Below are 22,239 nucleotides of genomic sequence, written 5' to 3'. Positions count from 1 at the left end.
TCAACCTCCCTGGCGTGCGTGGACGATCTCGATCCTGTCGCCCTCGTTCAGGTGCTCGTCCTGCCACTGCGCGCGTGGCACGACCGCGCCGTTGAGCGCGACCGCGAGGCCGCGGCCGGCCGGGTCGATGCCGCGCTGCGAGAGAAATTCGGCGATCGTTGCGGCCGCCAGCGGCTCGTCCGCGCCGTTGACGCGGATGCGCGGCAGCGCGACGGAGGATGCTTTCGTCATGACGAAACCTCGCTCGGCGCATCGGCGCGCGCCTGAAAGCGCGCAAGGGTGAAGGGGCGCGCCACATCGGCGAGCCGCCCGTTGAGGACATGGTCGGCGACCACGGCGGCGGTGACCGGCGTGAGCAGGATGCCGTTGCGGTGGTGGCCGGTGGCGTAGACGAGGCCCGCAAGCTCACCCGGTCCGAGGATCGGCGCGTCGTCGCGGCTGCCGGGCCTGAGGCCGGCCCAGGTCTCGGCGATCGGCAGTTCCTCGACGACCGGCAGGGCCCGCCAGGCGGCGTCGAGGAGCGCGAGGAGGCCGCCGGCCGTCATGCGGGTGTCGAACCCCTTCTCCTCCACCGTGGCGCCGATGATGAGGCGCCCGTCGCGGCGCGGCACGAGATAGGCGCCCGGCACCCAGGTCACATGGCTGAGGACGGGTGCAGCCGGATCCATCTGCAACGCCACAAGCTGGCCCTTGACCGGCCGCACCGGCGGCAGGGCGGCGCGCGGCAGGCCGGCGATGCGCCGCGACCAGGCACCGGCGGCAAGGATGACGACGTCGGCATCGATCCGCCGGCCGCGGGCGACAACGCCGCGCGCCCGTCCGTCTTCGACGATGACCGATTCGACCGGACTGTCCTCGTGGATCGCCGCGCCGGCCCGCCCGGCAGCCACATGCAGGGCGGCGGCCAGCTTGCGGTTGTCGACCTGATGGTCCTCGGGACTCCACAGGCCGCCGACGATACCGGGGCTGAGGAACGGCTCGCGGCGCCGCACCTCGGCGGCATCGAGCCACGACACGGGCAGGCCGAGCCGTTCCTGCAAGGCGAGGTGGTGCCACAGCCGCGCCTGGTCGTCGGCCGAGAAGGCACAGACGAGCGTGCCTTCGGTGCGCAGATCGACGGCAAGGCCGCTCGCCGCCTCCAGTTCTCGGGCAAAGTCGGGCCACAGCGCCTGGCTCGCGCGGTTGAGGAACAGCAGCTGCTCCTCGCCCGGCTCCACCTCGGCGCAGGCGGCCAGCATGCCTGCGGCGGCATGGCTCGCGCCCATACCGCAGCGGCCTGCCTCGAAAAGAATGACGTCGACACCCCGCACGGCGAGGCGCCAGGCGATGGAGAGGCCGATGACCCCTCCGCCGATGATGATGACTTTATCCGGTCGCGATGATGCTTCTGCACTCACCGGCTGCTCCCTACGCTGGCATGATCCAGACAGGTTCGATGGGTATGATCTCAGCCGCACTGCCGTGCGGCACCCCAGGCCGACGTGTCATATACACGACAAAAAGCGCGCCGCTGCAAGTCCGGTAATGACTGCCCGGCAGCGGCGCGCTTCTCACAAGGCGAATCAGTTTTTCAGGATAACCTCAGCGGGCAGCCCGCTTCTTTGCCAGGACGTCGAAGGCCTTCAGTTCCGCCAGAAGGCCCTCCATCTCCTTCAGCGGCACCATGTTGGGGCCGTCGGACGGCGCACGGTCCGGGTCCTCGTGGCTCTCGATGAAGAGGCCGGCGACGCCGACGGCCACGGCTGCGCGTGCCAGCACCGGCACGAACTCGCGCTGCCCGCCGGAGGACGTGCCCTTGCCGCCGGGCTGCTGCACTGAGTGGGTGGCGTCAAAGATGACGGGTGCGCCCGTCGTCTCGGCCATGATGGGCAGCGCCCGCATGTCCGAGACGAGCGCATTGTAGCCGAAGGAGACGCCGCGCTCCGTTACCAGCACGTCGGGATTGCCCGCACCCGTGACCTTGGCGACGACGTTCGCCATGTCCCAAGGGGCGAGGAACTGGCCCTTCTTGATGTTGACCGCCCGGCCCGTCTTTGCGGCCGCGACGAGGAGGTCCGTCTGCCGGCAGAGGAAAGCCGGGATCTGCAGCACGTCAACCGCCTCCGCGACAGGTGCGCACTGGGCCGCATCATGCACGTCGGTCAGCACCGGCAGGCCGAGGCTCTCGCGGATCTCGGCGAATATCGGAAGGGCGGCCGCAAGGCCGACGCCGCGGGCTGCGCCGGCGGAGGTGCGGTTGGCCTTGTCGAAGGAGGTCTTGAAGACGAGGCCGAGTCCGAGTCGGGTGCAGATCTCCTTCAGCGCCGTCGCCATCTCCAGCGCGTGGCCACGGCTCTCAAGCTGGCACGGCCCTGCGATGATCGACAGCGGCAGGTGGTTGCCGAAGGAGACGTTGCCGATCTTGACGGTTGCGTTGGCGCTCATGTTTCCCGCCCGGAAAGGTGAAGAACGGCGCTCGATGGCGCAGGAGAAAGGCCGAATTGCGTCCGCCCGCCTCTGAAGGTCATTCAGAACGTCATCGCACCGGCATTAAGGATGCCGGCGGCCAGCGAAGCCGCCCCGAGAAAGAGCGCGGCCGCGATCTCGTTGTTGGCGATGCGCTGCGACAGGTTCGGCATCGCAAGGCGCACGAGCCAGTAGGCGCTGATCTGTACGATCATGGCGACGAGGCCCCAGACCACGAGGTCCGGCCAGGTGCGCGCATGCACCACGGCGCTCGACAAAGGTAGCGCGAAGCCGACGATACTGAGCCCGAGCGACAGGCTGGCCGCGGCGACATCGCGGCGGATGAGCGCGAATTCGTTGTGCGCAGTAATGAAGGTGTAGATGCCGATGTAGACGAGGACGAGAGCGAGCGCGATGACGTAGTCGACCAGAAAATCCGGCAGATTGTTGATCGATTCAAACACCATCGGCGCCCCCAGCCCCGTTTCCCTGCCGCCAGCCCGTGCGATGAATTGTCAGACGAGACGACTCTGCTCCAGGGCCGCCGCGACGAAGCTCTTGAAGAGCGGATGCGGCTCGAAGGGCCGCGACTTCAGCTCCGGATGGAACTGCACGCCGATGAACCAGGGATGACCGGCAAGCTCGACGATCTCCGGCAGGAGCCCATCCGGCGAGACGCCCGAGAAGACCAGGCCCTTCTCTTCCAGGCGCTGGCGATATGCCATGTTCACCTCGTAGCGGTGGCGGTGGCGCTCGGAAATCTGGGTGCGGCCGTAGATGTTGGCCACCTTGCTGCCTGGCGTGAGCTGGGCCTCGTAGGCGCCGAGGCGCATGGTGCCACCGAGGTCGCCCTCGGCCGACCGCCGCTCGAGCTCGTTGCCCTTCAGCCATTCTGTCAGGATGCCGACGACCGGCTCGCTCGTCGGCCCGAATTCGGTCGAGCTTGCGGCGTTTACGCCGGCAAGCGAGCGGGTCGCCTCGATCACCGCCATCTGCATGCCGAAGCAGATGCCGAAATAGGGTAGCCTGCGCTCACGAGCGAAGGCGGCTGCCCTGATCTTGCCCTCGGCGCCGCGATAGCCGAATCCGCCGGGCACGAGGATGCCGTGCACGTGCTCCAGGAACGGCGCCGGATCCTCGCGCTCGAAGATCTCGCTTTCGATCCAGTCGAGGTTGACCTTTACGCGATTGGCGATGCCGCCGTGCTGCAGCGCCTCGATGAGCGACTTGTAGGCATCCTTGAGGCCGGTGTACTTGCCAACAATGGCGATGGTCACCTCGCCCTCGGGCGTGCGCACGCGCTCGGAGATTGCCTTCCAGCGCGAGATGTCGGGCGCCGGCGCCCCCTCGATGCCGAAGGCGGCGAGCACCTCGTCATCCAGCCCTTCCTCGTGATAGGCGATGGGGACGTCATAAATGGAGGAGACGTCGCGCGCCTCGATCACGGCGCTCTCACGCACGTTGCAGAAGAGCGAGAGCTTTCTCCGCTCCTCCTTCGGGATCGGCCGATCGGTGCGGCAAAGCAGGATGTGCGGCTGGATGCCGATGGAGCGCAGCTCCGCCACCGAGTGCTGAGTCGGCTTCGTCTTCAGTTCCCCGGCAGAGGGGATGAAGGGCAGCAGCGTGAGGTGCACGAAAATGGCGTGATTGCGCGGCAGTTCCTGGCCAAGCTGGCGGATCGCCTCGAGGAACGGCTGGCTCTCGATGTCGCCCACCGTCCCCCCGATCTCGACGAGGACGAAGTCGTAATCCTCGTTGCCACGCATGACGAATTCCTTGATGGCGTTCGTCACGTGCGGGATGACCTGGATGGTGGCGCCGAGATAGTCGCCGCGCCGCTCCTTGGTCAGGATGTCGAGATAGATGCGGCCCGTCGTGATGTTGTCGTCCCGGGTACACGGGCGGCCGGTGAAGCGCTCGTAATGGCCAAGGTCGAGATCCGTCTCCGCGCCGTCATCGGTCACGAAGACCTCACCGTGCTGGTAGGGGCTCATCGTGCCCGGATCGACGTTGAGATAGGGGTCGAGCTTGCGCAGCCGAACCTTGTAACCACGCGCTTGAAGGAGCGCACCGAGGGCCGCCGAAGCAAGACCCTTGCCCAGGGACGACACCACGCCGCCGGTGATGAAAACGTATCGTGCCATGGGGACTCTCGTTTACTCCGAACTGTGCGATTCGGGAATGCGACTCGTGCAAGCGGCAACCGGAATCAACAAAGGCTTGTCCGCCACGCGCCGACCTGCTGCGCGCGCCGCGCGTCCTGCAAGCTCCGTTCCACAAAAGGAGAGGGCCGGAAGCCCGGCCCTCGCTGTTGCCGATTATTGTGAGGTCGGCACCTGCGGCCCGGCCGGCGGGGCCGGCGGCTGCTGTGCCGGTGCTTGGCCTGCGTCTTGCGCCGGCCCGCCCTGCAGGCGCTGCAACTCCTCGAGCACACCGGGGCCGGAGGTTGGCGCGGCAGGCCCGTTCTGGCCGGCACCGGGCGCGACGCGGTCGATGACGGAGCTCGGCGCCCCCTGGTAGCCGGCAAGCACGGACAGGAGCAGGCTCGTCGCGAAGAAGGCGGCAGCGAGAATCGCTGTCGTGCGCGTCAGCACGTTGGCCTGGCCGCGGCCGGTCATGAAGCCGGAGACGCCGCCCCCACCCATGCCGAGGCCTCCGCCTTCGGAGCGCTGGAGCAGCACGACGCCGACGAGCGCCAGCACGATGATGAGATGAACGACGATGAGGACGGTCAGCATGCTCTGTTCCAGAGCCGCGCGGCAGCGAGCCAGGCGCGGCGGCAAACTCAATTGGCGCGGCCTTTAGCACAGCCCGCGCCGCGGATCAAAGGACGCATCGCCGCGTCTGCGGACGATCACTCCCTCACGCCATATAGGCACGCGCTATCGCCAGGAAATCCTCCGCGACGAGGCTGGCGCCGCCGACGAGGGCGCCGTCGACCTCGGCGACGCCGAGGAGCTCGCGCGCGTTGCCCGGCTTGACCGAGCCGCCGTAGAGCAGGCGCATGTTGCGGCCGGCCGCGCCGAAGCGGTCGACGAGGCTCTGGCGGATGAAGCCGTGCATCTCGGCGACGTCGACAACCGTAGGCGTCAGCCCGGTGCCGATGGCCCAAACCGGCTCGTAGGCAACGACCACCGGCGCGCGCGCCGCTTCTTCCGGCATCGACCCGGCAAGCTGGGCACCGACCACCGCCAGCGCACGGCCGGCGTCGCGCTCCTCGCGCGTCTCGCCTACGCAGACGATCGGCGTCAGTCCCGCCGTGATCGCGGCCCGGGCCTTGGCCTTGACCATCTCGTCGGTTTCACCGTGGTCCGTGCGCCGTTCCGAATGGCCGACGATAACGTAGCTCGCGCCGACGTCGGCCAGCATCGCCGCCGAGATATCGCCGGTGTGGGCGCCATGGGTGGCGGCATGGCAGTCCTGCCCGCCGACCTTGACGGGCGTGCCGACAGCCGCGACGGCAAAGAGGTAGATCAGCGTCGCGGGCGGGCAGACGAGCAGATCGACCTTGCTGCGCAGGCCGGCGTCGTAACCCTCGAGAATCGCGCTGAAGGTCTCGGTGGCGGCTCGCGTGCCGTTCATCTTCCAGTTGCCCGCCACGAGCGGGCGCGGTCGTTCCGTCGTCATCCGTCCTGCCTCCGTTTGCGGGTGGACTAACAGAGGACGGAAAACGGAGCAACGCGCGACATTGCGGGAGGCGGTGTGTCTATCTATGATCCGCCGCCTTCGCGAGGGCCATCGCCCTCCTGAAATCTCAGGGACTGGAACCGGATCGACATGCTTCAGGGTTTTCGCAATCTCGGCAAGAGCTGGCTCGGCAAGCTCGTCGTGGGCATCCTCTTCGGCCTTCTCATCCTGTCGTTTGCGATCTGGGGTATCGGCGACGTGTTCCGCGGCTATGGCGTCAACACCGTCGCCACTGTCGGCAACCGTGAAATCGGCGTCGAGCAGGTGCGCACCGCCTACCAGAACGAGCTGCAGCAGCTCTCCCGTCGCTTCGGCCGTTCCATCACCGCCGACCAGGCGCGGGCGCTCGGCCTCGAGCAGCAGCTCCTCGGCCGACTGATCGCGGAAGCGGCGCTCGACGAGCGCGCATCCGAGCTCGGCCTCGCCGTCTCGCGCGACACGGCGGGCGAAGCCATCGTCAAGGATCCTGCCTTCCGCAACGCCAGCGGCCAGTTCGACCGCCTCGCCTTCGACAGCATCCTGCGCGCCAACGGCCTGACGGAGCAGGCCTTCATCACCGAGCAGCAGGCCGTGCTCGCCCGCCGCCAGCTGGCCGATGCGCTCACCGGCGCCATCGTGCCGCCCCTCGCGATGCGCGAGGCCATCCATCGCTACGGCGCCGAGCGCCGCAGCATCGCCTATGTCGAACTGCCCGCCTCCCTGGCCGGCAACGTCGACGCGCCGGAGGAGGCTGCGCTGCAGTCCTTTTTCGATGAACGCAAGGCTGCCTTCCGCGCGCCGGAATACCGCACGGTCTCGATTCTGTCGCTGGGGCCTGAGGATCTCGCCAAGCCCGGCGAGGTATCCGACGCCGATGCCACGGCGCGCTATGAGGAGGTGAAGGCCCGCCGCTTCACGACGCCCGAGACCCGCAAGCTGCAGCAGCTGTCCTTCCCCTCGCAGGAAGAGGCCAAGGCCGCGCACGAAAAAATCCTCGCCGGCGCCTCCTTCGCCGATATTGCCGCGGAGCGCGGCGTGCGGCCGGAGGACATCGAGATCGGCACCTTCACCCGCGAGCAGATGATCGATCCGGCGGTGGCGGAAGCGGCCTTCGCCCTCGCTCCGGGCGGGGTGAGCACGCCGGTCAGCGGCCGCTTCGGCGTCGTGCTCGTGCGCGCTGCCGAGGTCACGCCCGCCGCTGTGCGGCCCTTCGCGGAGGTCGCCGACGAGATCAAACGGGAGATCGCCATCGAGCGCGCGCGCTCGCTCCTGGACGAGACGCACGACCGCATCGAGGACCAGCGCATCGCCGGCAAGCCGCTCACCGAGATCGCGCGGGAGTTCTCGCTGAACGCACGCACCATTGGCCCGCTGGACCGGGGCGGCAACGGCAAGGACGGGCAGCCCGTCGCCGATATTCCCGAGCGTGAGGCCCTGCTACGTTTGGCCTTCGAGACCGATATCGGAGCCGACAACGAGGCGCTGCGCCTCGCCGATGGCGGCTATCTCTGGTACGACGTGACCAATGTAGAGGGGGCACGCGACCGCACCCTCGACGAGGTGCGCGCCGACGTGGCTGCCCAGTGGCGGGTCGACGAGATCGCCCGGCGCCTGTCGGACAAGGCGCAGGAGATCGTCACCCGGCTCGACCAGGGCGAGACCATCGAGGCGGTCGCCGCCGAGTTCTCGCTCGAGGCAAGGACGGCGGAAGGCCTCGCCCGCGGCCAAGCCCAGGACGGCCTGCCGGCCAATGTCGTGACGCAGGCCTTCTCCGTTCACGCCGGCAAGGCCGCCTCGGCCGGGATCGGCGACGGCGACCGCCGCGTCGTCTTCAAGGTGACGGCGGCGACCGTGCCGGCGTTCGTGACCTCGACCCAGGAGGCGGAGCGCCTGCAGGGCCAGCTCGCGACGGCGATCACGGACGACATCCTCGGCGAATATGTCGCCAGCCTGCAGAGCGAGCTCGACGTGCGCATCAACCAGCAGGCCCTGCGCACGGCGCTGGGCACCAGCGGCGAGTTCTGAGCCGCCATGCAGCCGACACCTTCTTTCGAGGATTTCGCCGCCGGCTACGAGAAAGGCGCGGCAGGCGTCGTGAGCGCGACGCTGGTCGCGGATCTCGAGACGCCGGTCGCAGCCTTCCTCAAGCTCACGGACGGCGGGCAGGCGCCCGCCTTCCTGCTCGAGTCGGTCGAGGGCGGCGCCGTGCGCGGCCGCTATTCCATGATCGGCCTCAGGCCCGACCTCATCTGGCGATGCCGGAACGGGCGGGCCGAGATCAACCGGGATGCCCTCAACCGGCCACAGGACTTCGTGCCGGAGGCCGCAGCCCCGCTCGACAGCTTGAGAGCCCTCATCACCGAGAGCCGCATCCCGCTCGCCGGCGACCTGCCTCCGATGGCGGCGGGCATCTTCGGCTATCTCGGCTACGACATGGTGCGCCTCATGGAGCGCTTGCCGCACCAGCCAGCCGATGCGCTGGACCTGCCGGATGCGGTCCTGGTGCGCCCCACGGTCATGGCGGTCTTCGACGCCGTCAGGGACGAACTCTCGCTCGTCACGCCCGTGCGCCCGAAGGAGGGCGTTTCCGCCCGAGCGGCCTACGAGGCTGCGCTGGCACGACTCGACGCCGCCCTCGAGGCGCTGGAGCGCCCCCTGCCCCACGATGCACGCCTCGATCCCACCGCCATCGCGGCGCCGGCGCCCATCTCCAACACCACGCCGGAAGAATTCAAGGCCATGGTGGCGCGGGCGAAGGAATACATCACCGCCGGCGACATCTTCCAAGTGGTGCTGTCGCAGCGCTTCGAGGCGCCGTTCACGCTGCCGGCGCTGTCGCTCTACCGCTCGCTGCGGCGGCTGAACCCTTCGCCCTTCCTCTGCTATCTCGATTTCCTCGACTTTCAGATCGTCTGCTCGAGCCCGGAGATCCTCGTGCGGGTGCGCGACGGCAAGGTCACCATCCGGCCCATCGCCGGCACGCGCCGGCGCGGGGCGACGCCCGAGGAGGACAAGGCGCTCGCCGAGGAGCTGCTGGCGGACCCGAAGGAGCGGGCCGAGCATCTCATGCTGCTCGACCTCGGCCGCAACGACGTCGGCCGCGTCAGCGAGATCGGCTCGGTGACGGTCACCGACAGCTTCTTCCTCGAATATTACAGCCAGGTGATGCACATCGTCTCGAACGTCGAAGGCCGGCTCGATCCGCGCCGCGACGCGCTCGACGCCCTCGTCGCCGGCTTTCCGGCCGGCACGGTCTCCGGCGCGCCTAAGGTCCGCGCCATGGAGATCATCGACGAACTGGAGAAGGAGAAGCGCGGGCCCTATGCGGGCTGCATCGGCTACTTCGGCGCCGACGGCGAGATGGACACCTGCATCGTGCTGCGCACCGCCGTGGTGAAGGACGGGCGCATGGCCGTGCAGGCCGGCGCCGGCATCGTCTATGATTCCGACCCGGAATTCGAGCAGCAGGAATGCATCAGCAAGGCGAAAGCCCAGTTCCGCGCCGCCGAGGATGCGGTACGCTTCGCCATGCGCGCACGACGGGGGCAATGATGAGACGGGAGCGATGGCGCCGGCTTCTGGAGGCTTGACCCACCACTGCCCCGACGGGCAAAGCTTTGACTCTCAGAAAGCCACGCGCATGCTCCGCATCCTTCTCGTCGACAATTACGATTCCTTCACCTGGAATCTCGTGCACCTCATCGGGGCGCTCGGCCCCGCGATCGACGTGCGCCGCCACGACGCCATCAGCGCCGACGAGGTGCTGGCGCTCGACCCCGATGCCATCGTCCTCTCGCCCGGTCCGTGCACGCCCAACGAGGCGGGCATCTGCCTCGAGCTCATCGAGAAGGCTGCGCCGAGCGTACCCATGTTCGGCGTGTGCCTCGGCCTGCAGGCCATGGGCCAGGCCTTCGGCGGCGAGGTGGTGCGCGCGCCCCTGCCGATGCACGGCAAGATCTCGCGCGTGCATCACAAGGGCGAGGGCCTCTTCCGCGGCATCAACGGCCCATTCGAGGCCACGCGCTACCACTCGCTCATCGTGGCGCGCGAGAACTGCCCGGCCGACCTCGCCGTCACCGCTGAGAGCGAGGACGGCCTCGTCATGGCCATGGCGCATCGGCGGTTGCCGCTCCACGGCGTGCAGTTCCACCCCGAGAGCATCCTCTCAGAGCACGGCGCGACCATAATGCGCAATTTCCTCGATATCGCCGCGCGCTGGAATGAGACCGGGCGCCCCGCAAGAACGAGCTGACGGAGCACCGATGGACGCCTTCAAACCCTTCATCGCCAAAGTCGCCACCGGTGTCTCGCTGAGCCGCGAGGAAGCCCGTCAGGCTTTCGACACCCTGCTCTCGGGCGAGGTGACGCCGGCCCAGAGCGGCGCCTTCCTGATGGCGCTGCGCGTACGCGGCGAGACGGTAGATGAGATTGCCGGCGCGGTCGAGGCGCTGCGCGCACGCATGGTGCGCGTCAGCGCTCCGGCGGGCGCCATCGACATCGTCGGTACCGGCGGCGACAACGCGGGCAGCTACAATGTCTCGACGCTCGCCGCCATCATCGCCGCCGCCTGCGGCGTACCGGTCGCCAAGCACGGCAACCGGGCCGCCTCCTCGAAATCCGGCGCCGCCGATGTGCTCGCCGCACTCGACGTCAAGGTGGGCCTCGACCCGGCTGGTATCGAGCGCTGCCTTGCCGCGGCGGGTGTCGGCTTCATGTTCGCGCCCGCTCACCACGCCTCCATGCGCCATGTGGCGCCGGTGCGCGTCGAGCTCGGCACCCGCACCGTCTTCAACCTCATCGGGCCGCTCGCCAATCCGGCCGGCGTGCGCCGCCAGTTGCTCGGCGTCTATTCCGAGAGCTGGCTCGAGCCGCTCGTCGAGGTGCTCGCCGCCCTCGGCGCACAGCGTGTCTGGGCCGTGCACGGATCGGACGGGCTCGACGAGATGACGACCACCGGGCCGACCTCGGTGGTGGCGCTGGAGGATGGGCGCATCCGCCGCTTCACCGTCACGCCGGAGGATGTCGGGCTTGCCCGGGCGTCGATCGCCGACCTGCGCGGCGGCGAGGCCGAGCATAATGCGGCCGCGCTGCGCGCCGTGCTCGCCGGGGAGAAGACGCCCTACCGCGACATCGCCGTCCTCAATGCCGCCGCCGGCCTCGTGGTCGCCGGCAAGGCCGCCGACCTCAAGGAGGGCGTTGCCGCCGCCGAGGCCGCCCTCGACAGCGGCGCCGCACGCGCTACGCTCGAACGGCTCGTTGCCGCGTCGAATGCGTGAGGGCCCCATGAGCGACATTCTGGCGAAGATCGAAGCCTACAAGCGCCGCGAGATCGCGGCGGCAAAGGCGCGCATCCCGCACGAGGAGATGGTGCGCCTCGCCCATGCCGCCCCGGCCCCGCGCCCGTTCCTCGCCGCCGTCGAGGCCCATCTGGCCGAGGACCGGCCGGCCCTCATCGCGGAGATCAAGAAGGCGAGCCCGTCGAAGGGCCTCATCCGCGCCGATTTCGACCCGCCGGCGCTGGCGAAGGCCTATGCGGACGGCGGCGCGAGCTGCCTGTCGGTGTTGACGGACGGCCCCTCCTTCCAGGGCCATCCGGACTATCTCGGCGCGGCGCGCGCGGCCTCCGGCCTGCCCGCCCTGCGCAAGGACTTCCTGTTCGAGCCCTATCAGGTCTACGAAGCGCGCACGTGGCGCGCCGACTGCATCCTCGTCATCATGGCCTCCATCAGCGACGAAGAGGCGCGCGCCCTCGTCGGCACTGCCAAGGAACTCGCCATGGACGTCCTCGTCGAGGTCCACGATGCCGAGGAACTCGACCGCGCGCTGGCCCTCGGTGTGCGCATGATCGGCATCAACAACCGCGACCTACGCACCTTCGAGACGTCGCTCGCCGTCAGCGAGGCGCTGGCGCCGCGCATCCCCTCCGGCCACATCGTCGTCGGCGAGAGCGGCATCTTCACCCATGCCGACATCGCGCGGCTCGCGGGCGTCGGCATCCGCACCTTCCTCGTCGGCGAAAGCCTGATGCGCCAGACGGACGTGACGGCCGCGACCCGCGCCCTCCTCTTCGGCGAGGCTGCAGCGGCATGACGCGGCTCACGCACGTCGACGCCTCGGGCAAGGCCAACATGGTCGACGTGGGCGACAAGGCCGTGACGCAGCGTATCGCGCAGGCGGAGGGCCATGTCGTCATGCTGCCGGAGACGCTCGCCCTCATCCGCTCGGGCGAAGCCAAGAAGGGCGACGTGCTGGCTACGGCCCGCATCGCCGGCATCATGGCGGCGAAGCGGACCCATGAGCTCATCCCCCTCTGCCATCCGCTGAACCTGACCAAGGTGAAGGTCGACTGCACCATCGACGAGGCGCTTCCGGGCGTACGCGTGACGGGCGAGGCGCGCGTCACGGGTCAGACCGGCGTCGAGATGGAGGCGCTGACCGCCGTCTCCGTCGCCTGCCTCACCATCTACGACATGGTGAAGGCCGCAGACCGGGCCATGCGCATCGAGGGCATCCGCCTCCTCGCCAAGAGCGGCGGCAAGTCCGGCGATTTCCGCGCCGACGACCGGCCGGACGCGGAGAAGATGGCATGAGGAGGCCAGCTTGGCCCTGACGCCGGTCGCCGATGCGCTCGCCGGCATCCTCGCCGGCGCGAGCCCCGTTCGCGAGCACGAGACCGTGCCGCTGCACAGGGCCGCCGGCCGCACGTTGGCCGTCGACCTTGCCTCCCTGCGCACCCAGCCACCTTTCGTCGCCTCCGCGATGGACGGCTATGCCGTGCGTGCCGCCGATGTCACGGCCGTTCCCGCGCGCCTCTCGCTGATCGGCACCAGTGCCGCCGGGCATGCCTTTGCGGGCGCGATCCGGCCCGGCGAATGCGTGCGCATCTTCACCGGCGCGCCCCTGCCGGCGGGCGCCGACGCCATCCTGATTCAGGAGAATGCCCGCGCCAACGGCGACCAAATCGAAGCGCTGTCGACCGTGGCGGCCGGGCGCTTCGTGCGCGAGGCCGGGCTCGATTTTCGCGAAGGCGAGATCCTGCTGCAGGCCGGCCGGCAACTCGCCCCCTCGGCAGTTGCGCTCGCCGCGGCCATGGGCCATGCGGCGCTGCCAGTGGTGCGGCGGCCGCGCGTTGCCATTCTGGCAACCGGAGACGAACTCGTCCGCCCCGGCGAACCGAGCCGACCCGATCAAATCGTCGCCTCCAACACCTATGCCGTTGCGGCCATCGCCGAACGGGCCGGGGCCGAAGCCATCGACCTCGGCATCGCCGGTGACGATCTCGCCGCGCTCTCTGCCGCGATCGATGCGGCCAAGGAGGCCCGGGCCGACGTGCTCGTGACACTCGGCGGCGCCTCGGTGGGCGATCACGATCTCGTGCAGCGCGCCCTTTCGGCGCAGGGATGGCAGCTCGGCTTCTGGCGCATCGCCATGCGCCCGGGCAAGCCCCTGATGTACGGGCGCCTCAGCGCCATGACCGTGCTCGGCCTGCCGGGCAATCCCGTCTCCAGCATCGTGTGCGCGCTCATCTTCCTCGCGCCGCTCGTGCGGGCGCTGAGCGGCGATCCGGATGCGGCCGAAATCGCGACCCTGCCGGCCCGGCTCGGCAGCGATTTGCCGGCCAATGACGAGCGGCAGGACTATCTGCGCGCCCGCCTCGCGGCGGCCGACGACGGCACCCTCGTCGCCAGCCCCTTCCCGCGCCAGGACAGCTCCATGCTGCGCCTCATGGCGGAGGCCGAGGCGCTCGTCGTGCGTGCGCCCCATGCCCCCGCCGCCCGGGCGGGCGAACCCTGCCGCATCATCCGGCTCTGAGCTTCGCCTCGGTCGAACTTGCGGAACACACCGGGAACGTCTAATCTCGTTCATGATTTGTTTTCGACTCGCATCGACAATGCGATTCGACGAGGGGGAGCGAGATCGCCGGCCATGCTGACGCGCAAACAGCACGAACTCCTGCGTTTCATCCACGAACGCCTGCGTGAGACCGGCGTGCCGCCGTCCTTCGACGAGATGAAGGAAGCCCTCGATCTTAAGTCGAAATCCGGTATCCATCGCCTCATCGTGGCGCTGGAGGAGCGCGGCTTCATTCGCCGGCTTCCGAACCGCGCCCGGGCGCTCGAGGTGCTGCGCCTGCCCGACGGCGTCGCCGCAGCCCCGCGCGGGCGCTTCAACCCGAGCGTGGTCGAGGGCGGGCTTGGCAAGGTGCGCGCGCCGGCGCCTCAGGCGGTCGAACCCGCTGTCCAGACAGTTGCGATTCCTGTCATGGGCCGGATTGCTGCCGGCACGCCCATTTCCGCCATCCAGAGCCGCAGCCACACCGTCTCGCTGCCGCCGGACATGCTGGGCAGCGGCGAGCACTTCGCGCTCGAGGTGCGCGGCGATTCGATGATCGAGGCCGGCATCCTGGATGGCGATACGGTCGTCATCCGCAAGCAGGATACGGCGAATACAGGGGATATCGTCGTCGCCCTGATCGATGACGAGGAGGCAACGCTGAAGCGCCTGAGGCGCCGCGGCTCCTCCATCGCGCTCGAGGCGGCCAACCCGGCCTACGAGACGCGCGTGCTCGGCCCCGACCGGGTGCGCATCCAGGGCAAGCTCGTCAATCTGCTGCGTCGCTACTGACGTCGGGCTCCTGATCCTCCCCGCCCGTCTCATCGGCTGACGCGGGCGATGGCCGGCCCGTCGCGGCGCCGGCCGCCGTGGACAACGGTCGTGAAGGAAGCGCCTGCATCCAGGCGCGGCGCTCGTCGGAGGGCAACTGGCCGATGAGCCGATCGCTGCCGCCATTCCCGAGGATGACGGCCATTGCGCCGTTCTCGCGCAGCTTCGTGCGGTCGATGACCACGGGCGCTGCACAGCCGGGCGGGACGGTGAGCGCAGTGACGAGGATGTCGGCCCGCCGGCAGTCCTCGACGAAGGCCGAGGGGCGGCGCACCAGGGCGACCATGCGGCCGTCGACCGCCTGCATGGTGCAGCCGTCGCGGTCGCAGAAGACTCCGCTTTTGAGGCTTTCGTCGCCCGGCTGCCTCGCATCGCCGTCTGCGCGCAGCCATTGGGCGACGACGAAGGACGAGGCGCGGCCGAGCACGGCGAGACGCCCCTCGACACCCCGGACGGCCGCGCTCGCACCGTTGCGGTCGACGAAGATGTCCGGCCGCGCCGCTCCCGCGGCGATGGCGAGGGCGGCGGCCGCGGGCACGGCGGCGAGCCAGCGCAGCGGCGAGATGCAGATGGTCAGCACAAGCAGCGCCAGCGAGAAGAGGATGAGCGCGCTGCCCGGAAAGGCCGGTATCGCCATCACGGACAGGCGCCAGTCCTGCATGGCGTGGGAGACCGCGAGCACGATGGCCGTGCCCTGCCCCATCAGCCACCAGATGGGCGCGTCGAGGCCGAAGGGGTTGAGCAGAACCCCGAGCACAGCCGCCGGCATGACGATGAAGGAGACGAAGGGCAGCGCGATGCCGTTGCCCACCACGCTCAGCGGCATCGCCGTCTGGAAGTGATAGGCGCCATAGGCCCCTGTCGCCAGGGAGGCGACCAGGGTCGTGACGACGAGGGTGACGGTCCATCGCCACGCATGGCACAGGGCGCGCGCGACCGGACCGAGCGACGCCTCGCCCCTGCCCGGACGGGCCGCCTGCCATTCCGCGAGCGCCACGAGACAGGCCACTGCCGAGAACGACATCTGGAAGCTCGGCCCGAGCACTGCCTCCGGCTCGAGGGCGAGACACAAGATGGCGGCGAACGCGAGATTGCGCATCGAGAGCGCCGGCCGGTCGGCGAGAATGGCGCCGAGCATGGTCAGTGTCATGATCAGCGCCCGCTGGGTGGCGACGTCAGCACCCGAGAACAGGCAGTAGCCCACGGCCCCCGCCATGGCCGTCGCGGCGGCGATCTTCTTGATCGGCCACGTGAGGGCGATGGCCGGAAAGAGCGCGAGGAGCGCGCGCACGGCCCAGAACACCGTGCCGGCGGCGAGCGCCATGTGCAGACCGGAGATCGACACGATGTGATAGAGGCCGGCGGCGCGCAGGGCCTCGTTGGTATCCTCGGTGATGAGGCCGCGCTTGCCGGTGACGAGCGCAGCCGAGACCGCCCCCTCCTGCCCGCCGGCGGCACGGGCGATGCGCGTCGTCAGCGCATTACGCGCCTCGTCAAGCCATGTTGCAAGGGCCAGGCGCCAGTCCGGCACGCGCGGCGGGGCACTGATTTCCACACGCCCCACAAGCGAGCCGACGGCGCCGATGCCGCGGAAGAAGGCGTCGCGCGTGAAATCGTAGCCGCCCGGCCAGGCCGCCCCGGGCGGCGGCATCAGGCGAGCGGTGGCCTCGATGAAATCGCCGGCGCGCAGCCGGGCCGGCTCGCGCATCGACACCCGCACACGCGCCGGGCGCTCGCCGTCGCCGAGGTTGCCGAGCGTCTCGACCCGCACGACGGCCCGCGGCCCCTGAGGCCGCTCCTCCACGCTTTCGACGAAGCCGGTGAGCGGCGCGATGGTCACGCGTGCGAGCACCGGCGCCTCCACGCGCGCCGTCCGTGCCGCACCGGCGAGGAAGCCGGCGAAGAGAAAGGCGGCGGCAACCGCCGCGACGAAAGTCACATGATGTCGCGAAACGGCTGCCAATCCGACGGCGATGGCGAGGGCGACGACAGGCGCCCAGACGCTCGGCTCGCGGTCGGCCGCGAAATAGAGCAGCACCCCGATGCCGAAGCTCACCGCCGCCCAAGGGAGCAGGCGCCGGTGCGTGCTCTCCTCGTCAAGGCAGTGGACGAGGAAAGGGGTGATATCGGCAAGGGACAGGCCACCAGCCCGAACGGCGCCGCGTCCGCCGGTCGCGCGATCAAGCACGGCGGCAACGGCACGGGCCTGGCGAGATCGTTCCGGCGGCATGCGGAGCGAGGAATTCCTTACGTCGGACGGCAGGTCATGCTACACGAGCGCCCGCTGCATTGAACCATCAAGTCGCCGGATTTTGCGAGCAGCAGAACCGAGGCATGCGGCACGCTCGCATCGATTCGCCACCGCCACCTTCCGAGAGTTCCGAACACCCATGTCAGGCACGGTCGTCACCCGCTTCGCGCCTTCGCCCACGGGCTTCCTCCACATCGGCGGTGCCCGCACGGCCCTGTTCAACTGGCTCTTCGCTCGCCACCACGGCGGCAAGATGCTGCTGCGGATCGAGGATACCGACCGGGAACGCTCTACCGAGGCCGCGATCCAAGCGATCCTGGACGGCATGACCTGGCTCGGCCTCGATTGGGAGGGCGAGGTCGTGCACCAGTTCGCGCGCGCGGCGCGCCATCGCGAGGTGGCAGAGGAGCTGTTGCGTCGGGGCAAGGCCTATTACTGCTACGCCACGCCGGAGGAGCTCGAGGAAATGCGCGCCCTCGCCCGCAAGGAGGGGCGGCCGATGCGCTACGACGGCCGCTGGCGCGACCGCGATCCCGCCGAGGCGCCGGCCGGCGTCAAGCCGGTGATCCGCCTCAAGGCGCCGCAGACCGGCGAGACGGTGGTGGACGATCAGGTCCAGGGCCGCGTGACGTGGCAGAACAAGGACCTGGACGACCTCGTGCTGCTGCGCTCGGACGGGACGCCGACCTACATGCTGGCCGTCGTGGTCGACGATCACGACATGGGCGTCACCCACATCATCCGCGGCGACGACCACCTGACGAACGCGGCGCGGCAGACGCAGATCTACGAGGCGCTCGGCTGGGCGGCGCCGGTGATGGCGCATATCCCGCTCATCCACGGACCGGACGGCGCCAAGCTGTCCAAGCGGCATGGGGCGCTCGGCATCGACGCCTACCGCTCGATGGGCTATCTGCCGGCGGCGCTGCGGAACTATCTCGTGCGCCTTGGCTGGAGCCACGGCGACCAGGAGATCTTCTCTACCGAAGAGATGATCGCGGCCTTCAATCTCGCCAGCATCGGCCGCTCTCCCGCCCGTTTCGATTTCGCCAAGCTGGAGAACCTCAACGGCCACTACATGCGCCTTGCGCCGGACGAGGAGCTTGTTCGAGCCATCGAGGCGCTGCTGCCGGAGATCGGTCCGGCCCGCGGCCTCGGCACCTCGCTGGAGCCGGCGCTGCGGGCCAAGCTCCTCGCCGCGATGCCTGGCCTCAAGGAGCGCGCCAAGACCCTGATCGAGCTCCTCGACAGCGCGTCCTATCTTTATGCATCTCGTCCCCTGCAACTCGACGAGAAGGCGCGCGGCATTCTCGACGACGACGCCCGGACCCGACTCGGCCAAGTGCTCCGCCGCCTCGAGAGCCTCGATGCGTGGACGCCGGCGGGAACGGAGGCTGCCGTGCGCGCGGCCGCCGAGGAGGCGGGCGTGAAGCTCGGCCTGATGGCACAGCCGCTACGCGCGGCGCTAACGGGGCGCTCCACCTCGCCCGGCCTGTTCGACGTCATGGAGGTGCTCGGCCGCGAGGAGAGCCTGGCGCGGTTGCGTGATCAGACCCGCTGACGGGCCTCCACCGGGCGGGTTGATGCGGCGCAGCAACGACTTCTCCCAAGGGTTGCGGCGCCGGCATTGTTGCCGGTCAAGTCCCGCTTCCGGCGCTGCTTGAACGCATGCCGCGAATGCGATACGCAGGCCTCGATCTTATCTCGATCGGATCGAAAAACCGCGGGACGGCGGAGCGGAAAGGCAATCACAGCCAAGGGGCAACCCCTGCCGATGAGCCGTTGTCCTGTGCGCTTTACCCGAAGAAAGGGGATGCATCCATGAGCGCAGGAACGGGCACGTTCTCCATCGACGGCAAGACTATCGACCTTGCCGTGCGAGAGGGAACGATTGGGCCGAGCGTCGTCGACATCGCGCCGCTCTACAAGAATGCCGGGATGTTCACTTACGATCCGGGTTTCACCTCGACCGCGAGCTGCGAGTCCAAGATCACCTATATCGACGGTGACGAGGGCGTGCTTCTCTACCGCGGCTACCCGATCGAGCAGCTCGCCGAGCACGGCGACTTCCTGGAAACCTGCTATCTCCTCCTCTACGGGGAGCTGCCCACGGCGAGCCAGAAGGCCGATTTCGACTACCGCGTGACGCGCCATACGATGGTGCACGAGCAGATGACGCGGTTCTTCCAGGGCTTCCGCCGCGACGCCCACCCGATGGCGATCCTCGTCGCCTCGGTCGGCGCCCTCTCGGCCTTCTATCACGACTCCACCGACATCTCCGATCCGCAGCAGCGCATGATCGCCTCCATGCGCATGATCGCGAAGGTTCCGACGCTTGCGGCCATGGCCTATAAATATTCCATCGGCCAGCCGTTCATGTATCCGAAGAACAACCTCGACTACACGTCGAACTTCCTGCACATGTGCTTCGGGGTGCCGTGCGAGGAATACGTGCCGAACCCGGTGCTCGCCCGGGCGATGGACCGCATCTTCATCCTGCATGCCGACCACGAGCAGAATGCCTCCACCTCGACGGTGAGGCTCGCCGGTTCCTCGGGCGCCAATCCCTTCGCCTGCATCGCGGCGGGCGTTGCCTGCCTGTGGGGCCCGGCTCACGGGGGCGCCAACGAGGCGGCGCTCAAGATGCTGGAAGAGATCGGCACGCCCGACCGGATCCCCGAGTTCATCGCCCGCGCGAAGGACAAGAACGATCCGTTCCGCCTCATGGGCTTCGGCCACCGGGTCTACAAGAACTACGACCCGCGGGCCAAGATCATGCAGCGCACGACGCACGAAGTGCTGAACGAACTCGGCATCAAGGACGACCCGCTGCTCGATGTCGCCATGGAGCTCGAGCGCATCGCGCTGCACGACGAATATTTCATCGAGAAGAAGCTCTATCCGAACATCGACTTCTACTCGGGCATCACGCTGAAGGCGATGGGCTTCCCCACCTCCATGTTCACCGTGCTGTTCGCGCTGGCCCGCACCGTCGGCTGGATCGCGCAGTGGAAGGAGATGATCGAGGATCCGTCCCAGAAGATCGGCCGTCCGCGCCAGCTCTACACCGGCGCGCCGCAGCGCGACTACACCCCGATCGCCCAGCGCTCCTGAGCGGTTCGGACCAACGAAAGGGCCCCTCGCGGGGCCCTTTTTGTTTTCTCGTCGTTCTGCCTCGGCTTCCTCGCTGCTCAGCGCCCGGCGACGGCGAGCACGATGCGCGCAGCCCTCTCGCTCGGTGCCTCGTCGCCGATGCGCATCGCCGCATCGAGGCGGGCGAGCGCGGCGAGCTGGGCCTGCCTTTCCGGCCCCTCCTCGATCAGCGGCGCGAGCGTGCCGGCAAGCTTCTCGGGCGTGCAGTCCCATTGCAGGCGCTCGGGAATGGCGCTCTCGCCGAGGATGAGATTGGCGAGGGTGATGGTCGACACGGTGAGGAGGTGCCGCACCTGGGATTCGAGCCAGCCCACCTTGTAGGCGACCACCATGGGCACGCCGGACAATGCAAGCTCCAGGGTGACCGTGCCGGAGGCGGCGAGGGCCGCGTGGGCCTGCCGGAAGGCCGCCAGCTTGGCCGCGGCGCCGTGGACGATCTGCGGCTTCACTGGCCAGGTGGCGACAGCGGCCTCGATCTCATCGGCGAGGTGCGGCACGACCGGCATCAGCCAATGCAGCGGCCGCCGGCTCTCGGCCTCGACCAACGGCAAGGTCTCGCGGAAGACCGGCATGAGCCGGGACACCTCGGAGCGGCGGCTGCCAGGCAGCACCAGAACCGTCGCGGGCGCCCCTTCGGCAAGGGCCGGCCGCTCCCCGCTTGCCGGGCGCAACTCGGCCAGCCTCTCGATGAGCGGATGGCCGACATAGCTGCATTGAGGGCCGCCGAGACGCGCGTGGGCCGCCGGCTCGAAGGGCAGCAGCGCCAATACGTGGTCGACATAGGCGCGCATCTTGCGGGCGCGGCCGGGGCGCCAGGCCCAGACGCTCGGGCTGACATAGTCGACCACCGGCAGGTCGGGCAGGCGCTTGCGCACCCTCTTCGCCACCGCATGGGTGAAATCGGGGCTGTCGATGATGACGAGGATATCCGGCCGGGCCGCCACGGCGGCATCGACCGTGCGATGCACCCGGTCGATGATCGTTCTGAGACGGCCGATGACGGCGGTGAAACCCATGACGGCGATGTCGTCGAGCGGGAAGAGACTCATCAGCCCTTCGCCGGTCATGGCGTGGCCTCCAACGCCCGAAAAACGGATGTCCGGATGCCGGGCCCGCAGCGAGCGCATGAGCTTGAAGCCAAGCTGGTCGCCCGATTCCTCCCCGGCGACGATGAAAACGTGCAATCCCGCCTGCTGCTGCATCAGCTCTCGATCCTGTCGTGCCGTCGCTCGATGCCGAGGAGGAAGAGGCCGCGCCGGTCCGCCTCGGCGATCGTGCCGGGCCCGTCGACGATCAGCGTTGCACCGGCGCCGATGGCGATGCCGGCAAGGCCGGCCCGCGCCGCGCAGGCGACGGTGCGCGGCCCGATGGTCGGCAGGTCGACGCGCAGGTCCTGTCCGACCTTCGCCATCTTGACCATCACCCCGCCGTGGACGGCGCGCAGGCGAGGGCTGCGCCGCAGGCGGCGCGCGCGCGCCAGCATCGCGTCGGTGCCCTCCGGTCCCTCGATGGCAACGACACGCCGCGCGGCAACGACCACCGCCTGTCCGACGTCGAACGGTGACAGTGCCTCGAGCACCCCCTGCCCGGCCGCCGCGGCCGCAAGGCTCGGCTCGTCGGGCATCACCGCGCCGAGAACGCCTGCGCCGGCAAGCAGCTCCGGCGCCAGCCGATCAATGCCGCCCACGGTAAGACCGCGTTCCTCGAGGAGACGGATAACGCCGGCGAGCAAGCCGTCATCCCCAGCCCCGAGGATCGCGGCGATCTCGTCGCGGTTCCGGAATGCCGCAAGCGCTCCAGCGAAGGCCGTGGGCTTCGGCCGATGCACTGTGCCGACGAGCACCACCTCGGCCGGCGCCCAAGCCTCGAGCTGTGCGAAGATACGCTTGTAATCAAGGATGTCGACGACAACGTCCGCTTCGCGGACAAGCCCGCGCTCGGCAAAGCCGCGCAGGGCAAGGACCCGAACGCTCCGATCGCGCCGCAACAGGGCTGCGCGAAGCAGGCCCGGCAGGGCCCCGCCGCCGGCAAGCAGGGCGACCGGTGCGCCAGCGGCCATG

The 22,239-nt window shown here is 69.1% G+C and carries 20 protein-coding genes and 1 riboswitch; of the genes, 10 read left to right on the top strand and 10 right to left on the bottom strand.

What is annotated here, in order from left to right; translation table 11 throughout:
• From thiS to tpiA, 7 genes are all read right to left on the bottom strand, one after another.
• Entirely contained in the window at positions 1–231 is a 231-nt protein-coding gene (gene thiS, locus P2T65_RS08095) for a sulfur carrier protein ThiS (RefSeq protein WP_063186323.1), read from the bottom strand.
• Complete coding sequence (thiO, locus tag P2T65_RS08090) at positions 228–1,397, bottom strand: glycine oxidase ThiO (protein ID WP_276199559.1); 1,170 nt, start codon at positions 1,395–1,397, stop codon at positions 228–230. The genes thiS and thiO overlap by 4 nt, the downstream gene beginning before the upstream one ends.
• Positions 1,386–1,484: riboswitch (TPP riboswitch) on the bottom strand. Its footprint overlaps the gene before it by 12 nt.
• A gap of 97 nt (positions 1,485–1,581) precedes the next feature.
• Positions 1,582–2,424, bottom strand: a complete 843-nt coding sequence (gene kdsA / locus P2T65_RS08085) for a 3-deoxy-8-phosphooctulonate synthase (RefSeq protein WP_276199558.1) — start codon at positions 2,422–2,424, stop codon at positions 1,582–1,584.
• Positions 2,425–2,507: 83 nt separating this feature from the next.
• Complete coding sequence (locus P2T65_RS08080; protein WP_063186319.1) at positions 2,508–2,912, bottom strand: DUF350 domain-containing protein; 405 nt, start codon at positions 2,910–2,912, stop codon at positions 2,508–2,510.
• A gap of 48 nt (positions 2,913–2,960) precedes the next feature.
• Positions 2,961–4,589 (bottom strand): CTP synthase, encoded by a 1,629-nt coding sequence (locus tag P2T65_RS08075; RefSeq protein ID WP_055458301.1) that lies wholly within the window; start codon positions 4,587–4,589, stop codon positions 2,961–2,963.
• A gap of 174 nt (positions 4,590–4,763) precedes the next feature.
• On the bottom strand, positions 4,764–5,183 hold the full coding sequence (secG, locus tag P2T65_RS08070) for a preprotein translocase subunit SecG (protein WP_055458302.1): 420 nt from the start codon (positions 5,181–5,183) through the stop codon (positions 4,764–4,766).
• A gap of 124 nt (positions 5,184–5,307) precedes the next feature.
• Complete coding sequence (gene tpiA / locus P2T65_RS08065; RefSeq protein ID WP_055458303.1) at positions 5,308–6,072, bottom strand: triose-phosphate isomerase; 765 nt, start codon at positions 6,070–6,072, stop codon at positions 5,308–5,310.
• A 150-nt stretch (positions 6,073–6,222) separates the two neighbouring features.
• Here tpiA and P2T65_RS08060 point away from each other — a divergent pair, with 150 nt between their 5' ends.
• From P2T65_RS08060 to lexA, 8 genes are all read left to right on the top strand, one after another.
• Positions 6,223–8,136 carry a peptidylprolyl isomerase gene (locus P2T65_RS08060; RefSeq protein WP_276199557.1) on the top strand — a complete coding sequence of 638 codons (1,914 nt, stop codon included), beginning with the start codon at positions 6,223–6,225 and terminating at the stop codon, positions 8,134–8,136.
• A gap of 6 nt (positions 8,137–8,142) precedes the next feature.
• Positions 8,143–9,663: an anthranilate synthase component I gene (trpE, locus tag P2T65_RS08055; protein ID WP_055458305.1), complete on the top strand. Its 1,521-nt coding sequence runs from the start codon at positions 8,143–8,145 to the stop codon at positions 9,661–9,663.
• Between the two features lie 88 nt (positions 9,664–9,751).
• Positions 9,752–10,363 carry an aminodeoxychorismate/anthranilate synthase component II gene (locus P2T65_RS08050; RefSeq protein ID WP_276199556.1) on the top strand — a complete coding sequence of 204 codons (612 nt, stop codon included), beginning with the start codon at positions 9,752–9,754 and terminating at the stop codon, positions 10,361–10,363.
• A 10-nt stretch (positions 10,364–10,373) separates the two neighbouring features.
• The gene (trpD, locus tag P2T65_RS08045) at positions 10,374–11,387 is read left to right on the top strand and encodes an anthranilate phosphoribosyltransferase (RefSeq protein ID WP_276199555.1); all 1,014 of its coding nucleotides are present in this window, start codon (positions 10,374–10,376) and stop codon (positions 11,385–11,387) included.
• Between the two features lie 7 nt (positions 11,388–11,394).
• Entirely contained in the window at positions 11,395–12,201 is an 807-nt protein-coding gene (trpC, locus tag P2T65_RS08040) for an indole-3-glycerol phosphate synthase TrpC (protein WP_276199554.1), read from the top strand.
• A complete protein-coding gene (gene moaC / locus P2T65_RS08035) occupies positions 12,198–12,701 on the top strand; it encodes a cyclic pyranopterin monophosphate synthase MoaC (RefSeq protein ID WP_276199553.1) in 504 nt (167 codons plus the stop codon). The genes trpC and moaC overlap by 4 nt, the downstream gene beginning before the upstream one ends.
• 10 nt (positions 12,702–12,711) lie before the next feature.
• A complete protein-coding gene (gene glp / locus P2T65_RS08030) occupies positions 12,712–13,923 on the top strand; it encodes a gephyrin-like molybdotransferase Glp (RefSeq protein ID WP_276199552.1) in 1,212 nt (403 codons plus the stop codon).
• 114 nt (positions 13,924–14,037) lie between these two features.
• On the top strand, positions 14,038–14,736 hold the full coding sequence (lexA, locus tag P2T65_RS08025) for a transcriptional repressor LexA (RefSeq protein WP_019403650.1): 699 nt from the start codon (positions 14,038–14,040) through the stop codon (positions 14,734–14,736).
• On the opposite strand, the gene P2T65_RS08020 is transcribed toward lexA, so the two are convergent.
• Positions 14,714–16,963, bottom strand: coding sequence for a ComEC/Rec2 family competence protein (locus P2T65_RS08020; protein WP_276199551.1), 2,250 nt, complete (start codon positions 16,961–16,963; stop codon positions 14,714–14,716). The two genes, lexA and P2T65_RS08020, sit on opposite strands and share 23 nt — an antisense overlap.
• A gap of 202 nt (positions 16,964–17,165) precedes the next feature.
• Between P2T65_RS08020 and gltX the strand changes: the two genes are divergently transcribed.
• Together gltX and gltA are read left to right on the top strand one after the other, a co-directional pair.
• The gene (gene gltX, locus P2T65_RS08015) at positions 17,166–18,587 is read left to right on the top strand and encodes a glutamate--tRNA ligase (protein ID WP_055458312.1); all 1,422 of its coding nucleotides are present in this window, start codon (positions 17,166–17,168) and stop codon (positions 18,585–18,587) included.
• A 260-nt stretch (positions 18,588–18,847) separates the two neighbouring features.
• Positions 18,848–20,140, top strand: coding sequence for a citrate synthase (gltA, locus tag P2T65_RS08010; RefSeq protein WP_055458313.1), 1,293 nt, complete (start codon positions 18,848–18,850; stop codon positions 20,138–20,140).
• 77 nt (positions 20,141–20,217) lie between these two features.
• Here the strand turns inward: gltA and lpxB are convergent, their stop codons facing one another.
• On the bottom strand, positions 20,218–21,381 hold the full coding sequence (gene lpxB, locus P2T65_RS08005) for a lipid-A-disaccharide synthase (protein ID WP_071923765.1): 1,164 nt from the start codon (positions 21,379–21,381) through the stop codon (positions 20,218–20,220).
• On the bottom strand, positions 21,381–22,238 hold the full coding sequence (gene lpxI, locus P2T65_RS08000) for a UDP-2,3-diacylglucosamine diphosphatase LpxI (protein ID WP_055458315.1): 858 nt from the start codon (positions 22,236–22,238) through the stop codon (positions 21,381–21,383). Before lpxI ends, lpxB begins: the two co-directional genes overlap by 1 nt.
• Between the last annotated feature and the right edge of the window lies 1 nt (position 22,239).

Origin of the sequence: Chelatococcus sp. XZ-Ab1 (assembly GCF_029309855.1) — a bacterium.
GTDB lineage: Bacteria > Pseudomonadota > Alphaproteobacteria > Rhizobiales > Beijerinckiaceae > Chelatococcus_A > Chelatococcus_A sambhunathii.
Note: the sequence above shows the minus strand (reverse complement) of the source record. Positions and strands in the feature narration are given on the sequence as shown.

Coding starts and splice junctions, on each gene's coding strand:
- lexA (WP_019403650.1), top strand. CDS start 14,038: ATGCTGACGCGCAAACAGCACGAACTCCTGCGTTTCATCCACGAACGC.
- P2T65_RS08050 (WP_276199556.1), top strand. CDS start 9,752: ATGCTCCGCATCCTTCTCGTCGACAATTACGATTCCTTCACCTGGAAT.
- P2T65_RS08060 (WP_276199557.1), top strand. CDS start 6,223: ATGCTTCAGGGTTTTCGCAATCTCGGCAAGAGCTGGCTCGGCAAGCTC.
- trpE (WP_055458305.1), top strand. CDS start 8,143: ATGCAGCCGACACCTTCTTTCGAGGATTTCGCCGCCGGCTACGAGAAA.
- moaC (WP_276199553.1), top strand. CDS start 12,198: ATGACGCGGCTCACGCACGTCGACGCCTCGGGCAAGGCCAACATGGTC.
- P2T65_RS08075 (WP_055458301.1), bottom strand. CDS start 4,589: ATGGCACGATACGTTTTCATCACCGGCGGCGTGGTGTCGTCCCTGGGC.
- kdsA (WP_276199558.1), bottom strand. CDS start 2,424: ATGAGCGCCAACGCAACCGTCAAGATCGGCAACGTCTCCTTCGGCAAC.
- thiS (WP_063186323.1), bottom strand. CDS start 231: ATGACGAAAGCATCCTCCGTCGCGCTGCCGCGCATCCGCGTCAACGGC.
- tpiA (WP_055458303.1), bottom strand. CDS start 6,072: ATGACGACGGAACGACCGCGCCCGCTCGTGGCGGGCAACTGGAAGATG.
- secG (WP_055458302.1), bottom strand. CDS start 5,183: ATGCTGACCGTCCTCATCGTCGTTCATCTCATCATCGTGCTGGCGCTC.
- P2T65_RS08080 (WP_063186319.1), bottom strand. CDS start 2,912: ATGGTGTTTGAATCGATCAACAATCTGCCGGATTTTCTGGTCGACTAC.
- gltA (WP_055458313.1), top strand. CDS start 18,848: ATGAGCGCAGGAACGGGCACGTTCTCCATCGACGGCAAGACTATCGAC.
- lpxB (WP_071923765.1), bottom strand. CDS start 21,381: ATGCAGCAGCAGGCGGGATTGCACGTTTTCATCGTCGCCGGGGAGGAA.
- gltX (WP_055458312.1), top strand. CDS start 17,166: ATGTCAGGCACGGTCGTCACCCGCTTCGCGCCTTCGCCCACGGGCTTC.
- trpC (WP_276199554.1), top strand. CDS start 11,395: ATGAGCGACATTCTGGCGAAGATCGAAGCCTACAAGCGCCGCGAGATC.
- trpD (WP_276199555.1), top strand. CDS start 10,374: ATGGACGCCTTCAAACCCTTCATCGCCAAAGTCGCCACCGGTGTCTCG.
- lpxI (WP_055458315.1), bottom strand. CDS start 22,238: ATGGCCGCTGGCGCACCGGTCGCCCTGCTTGCCGGCGGCGGGGCCCTG.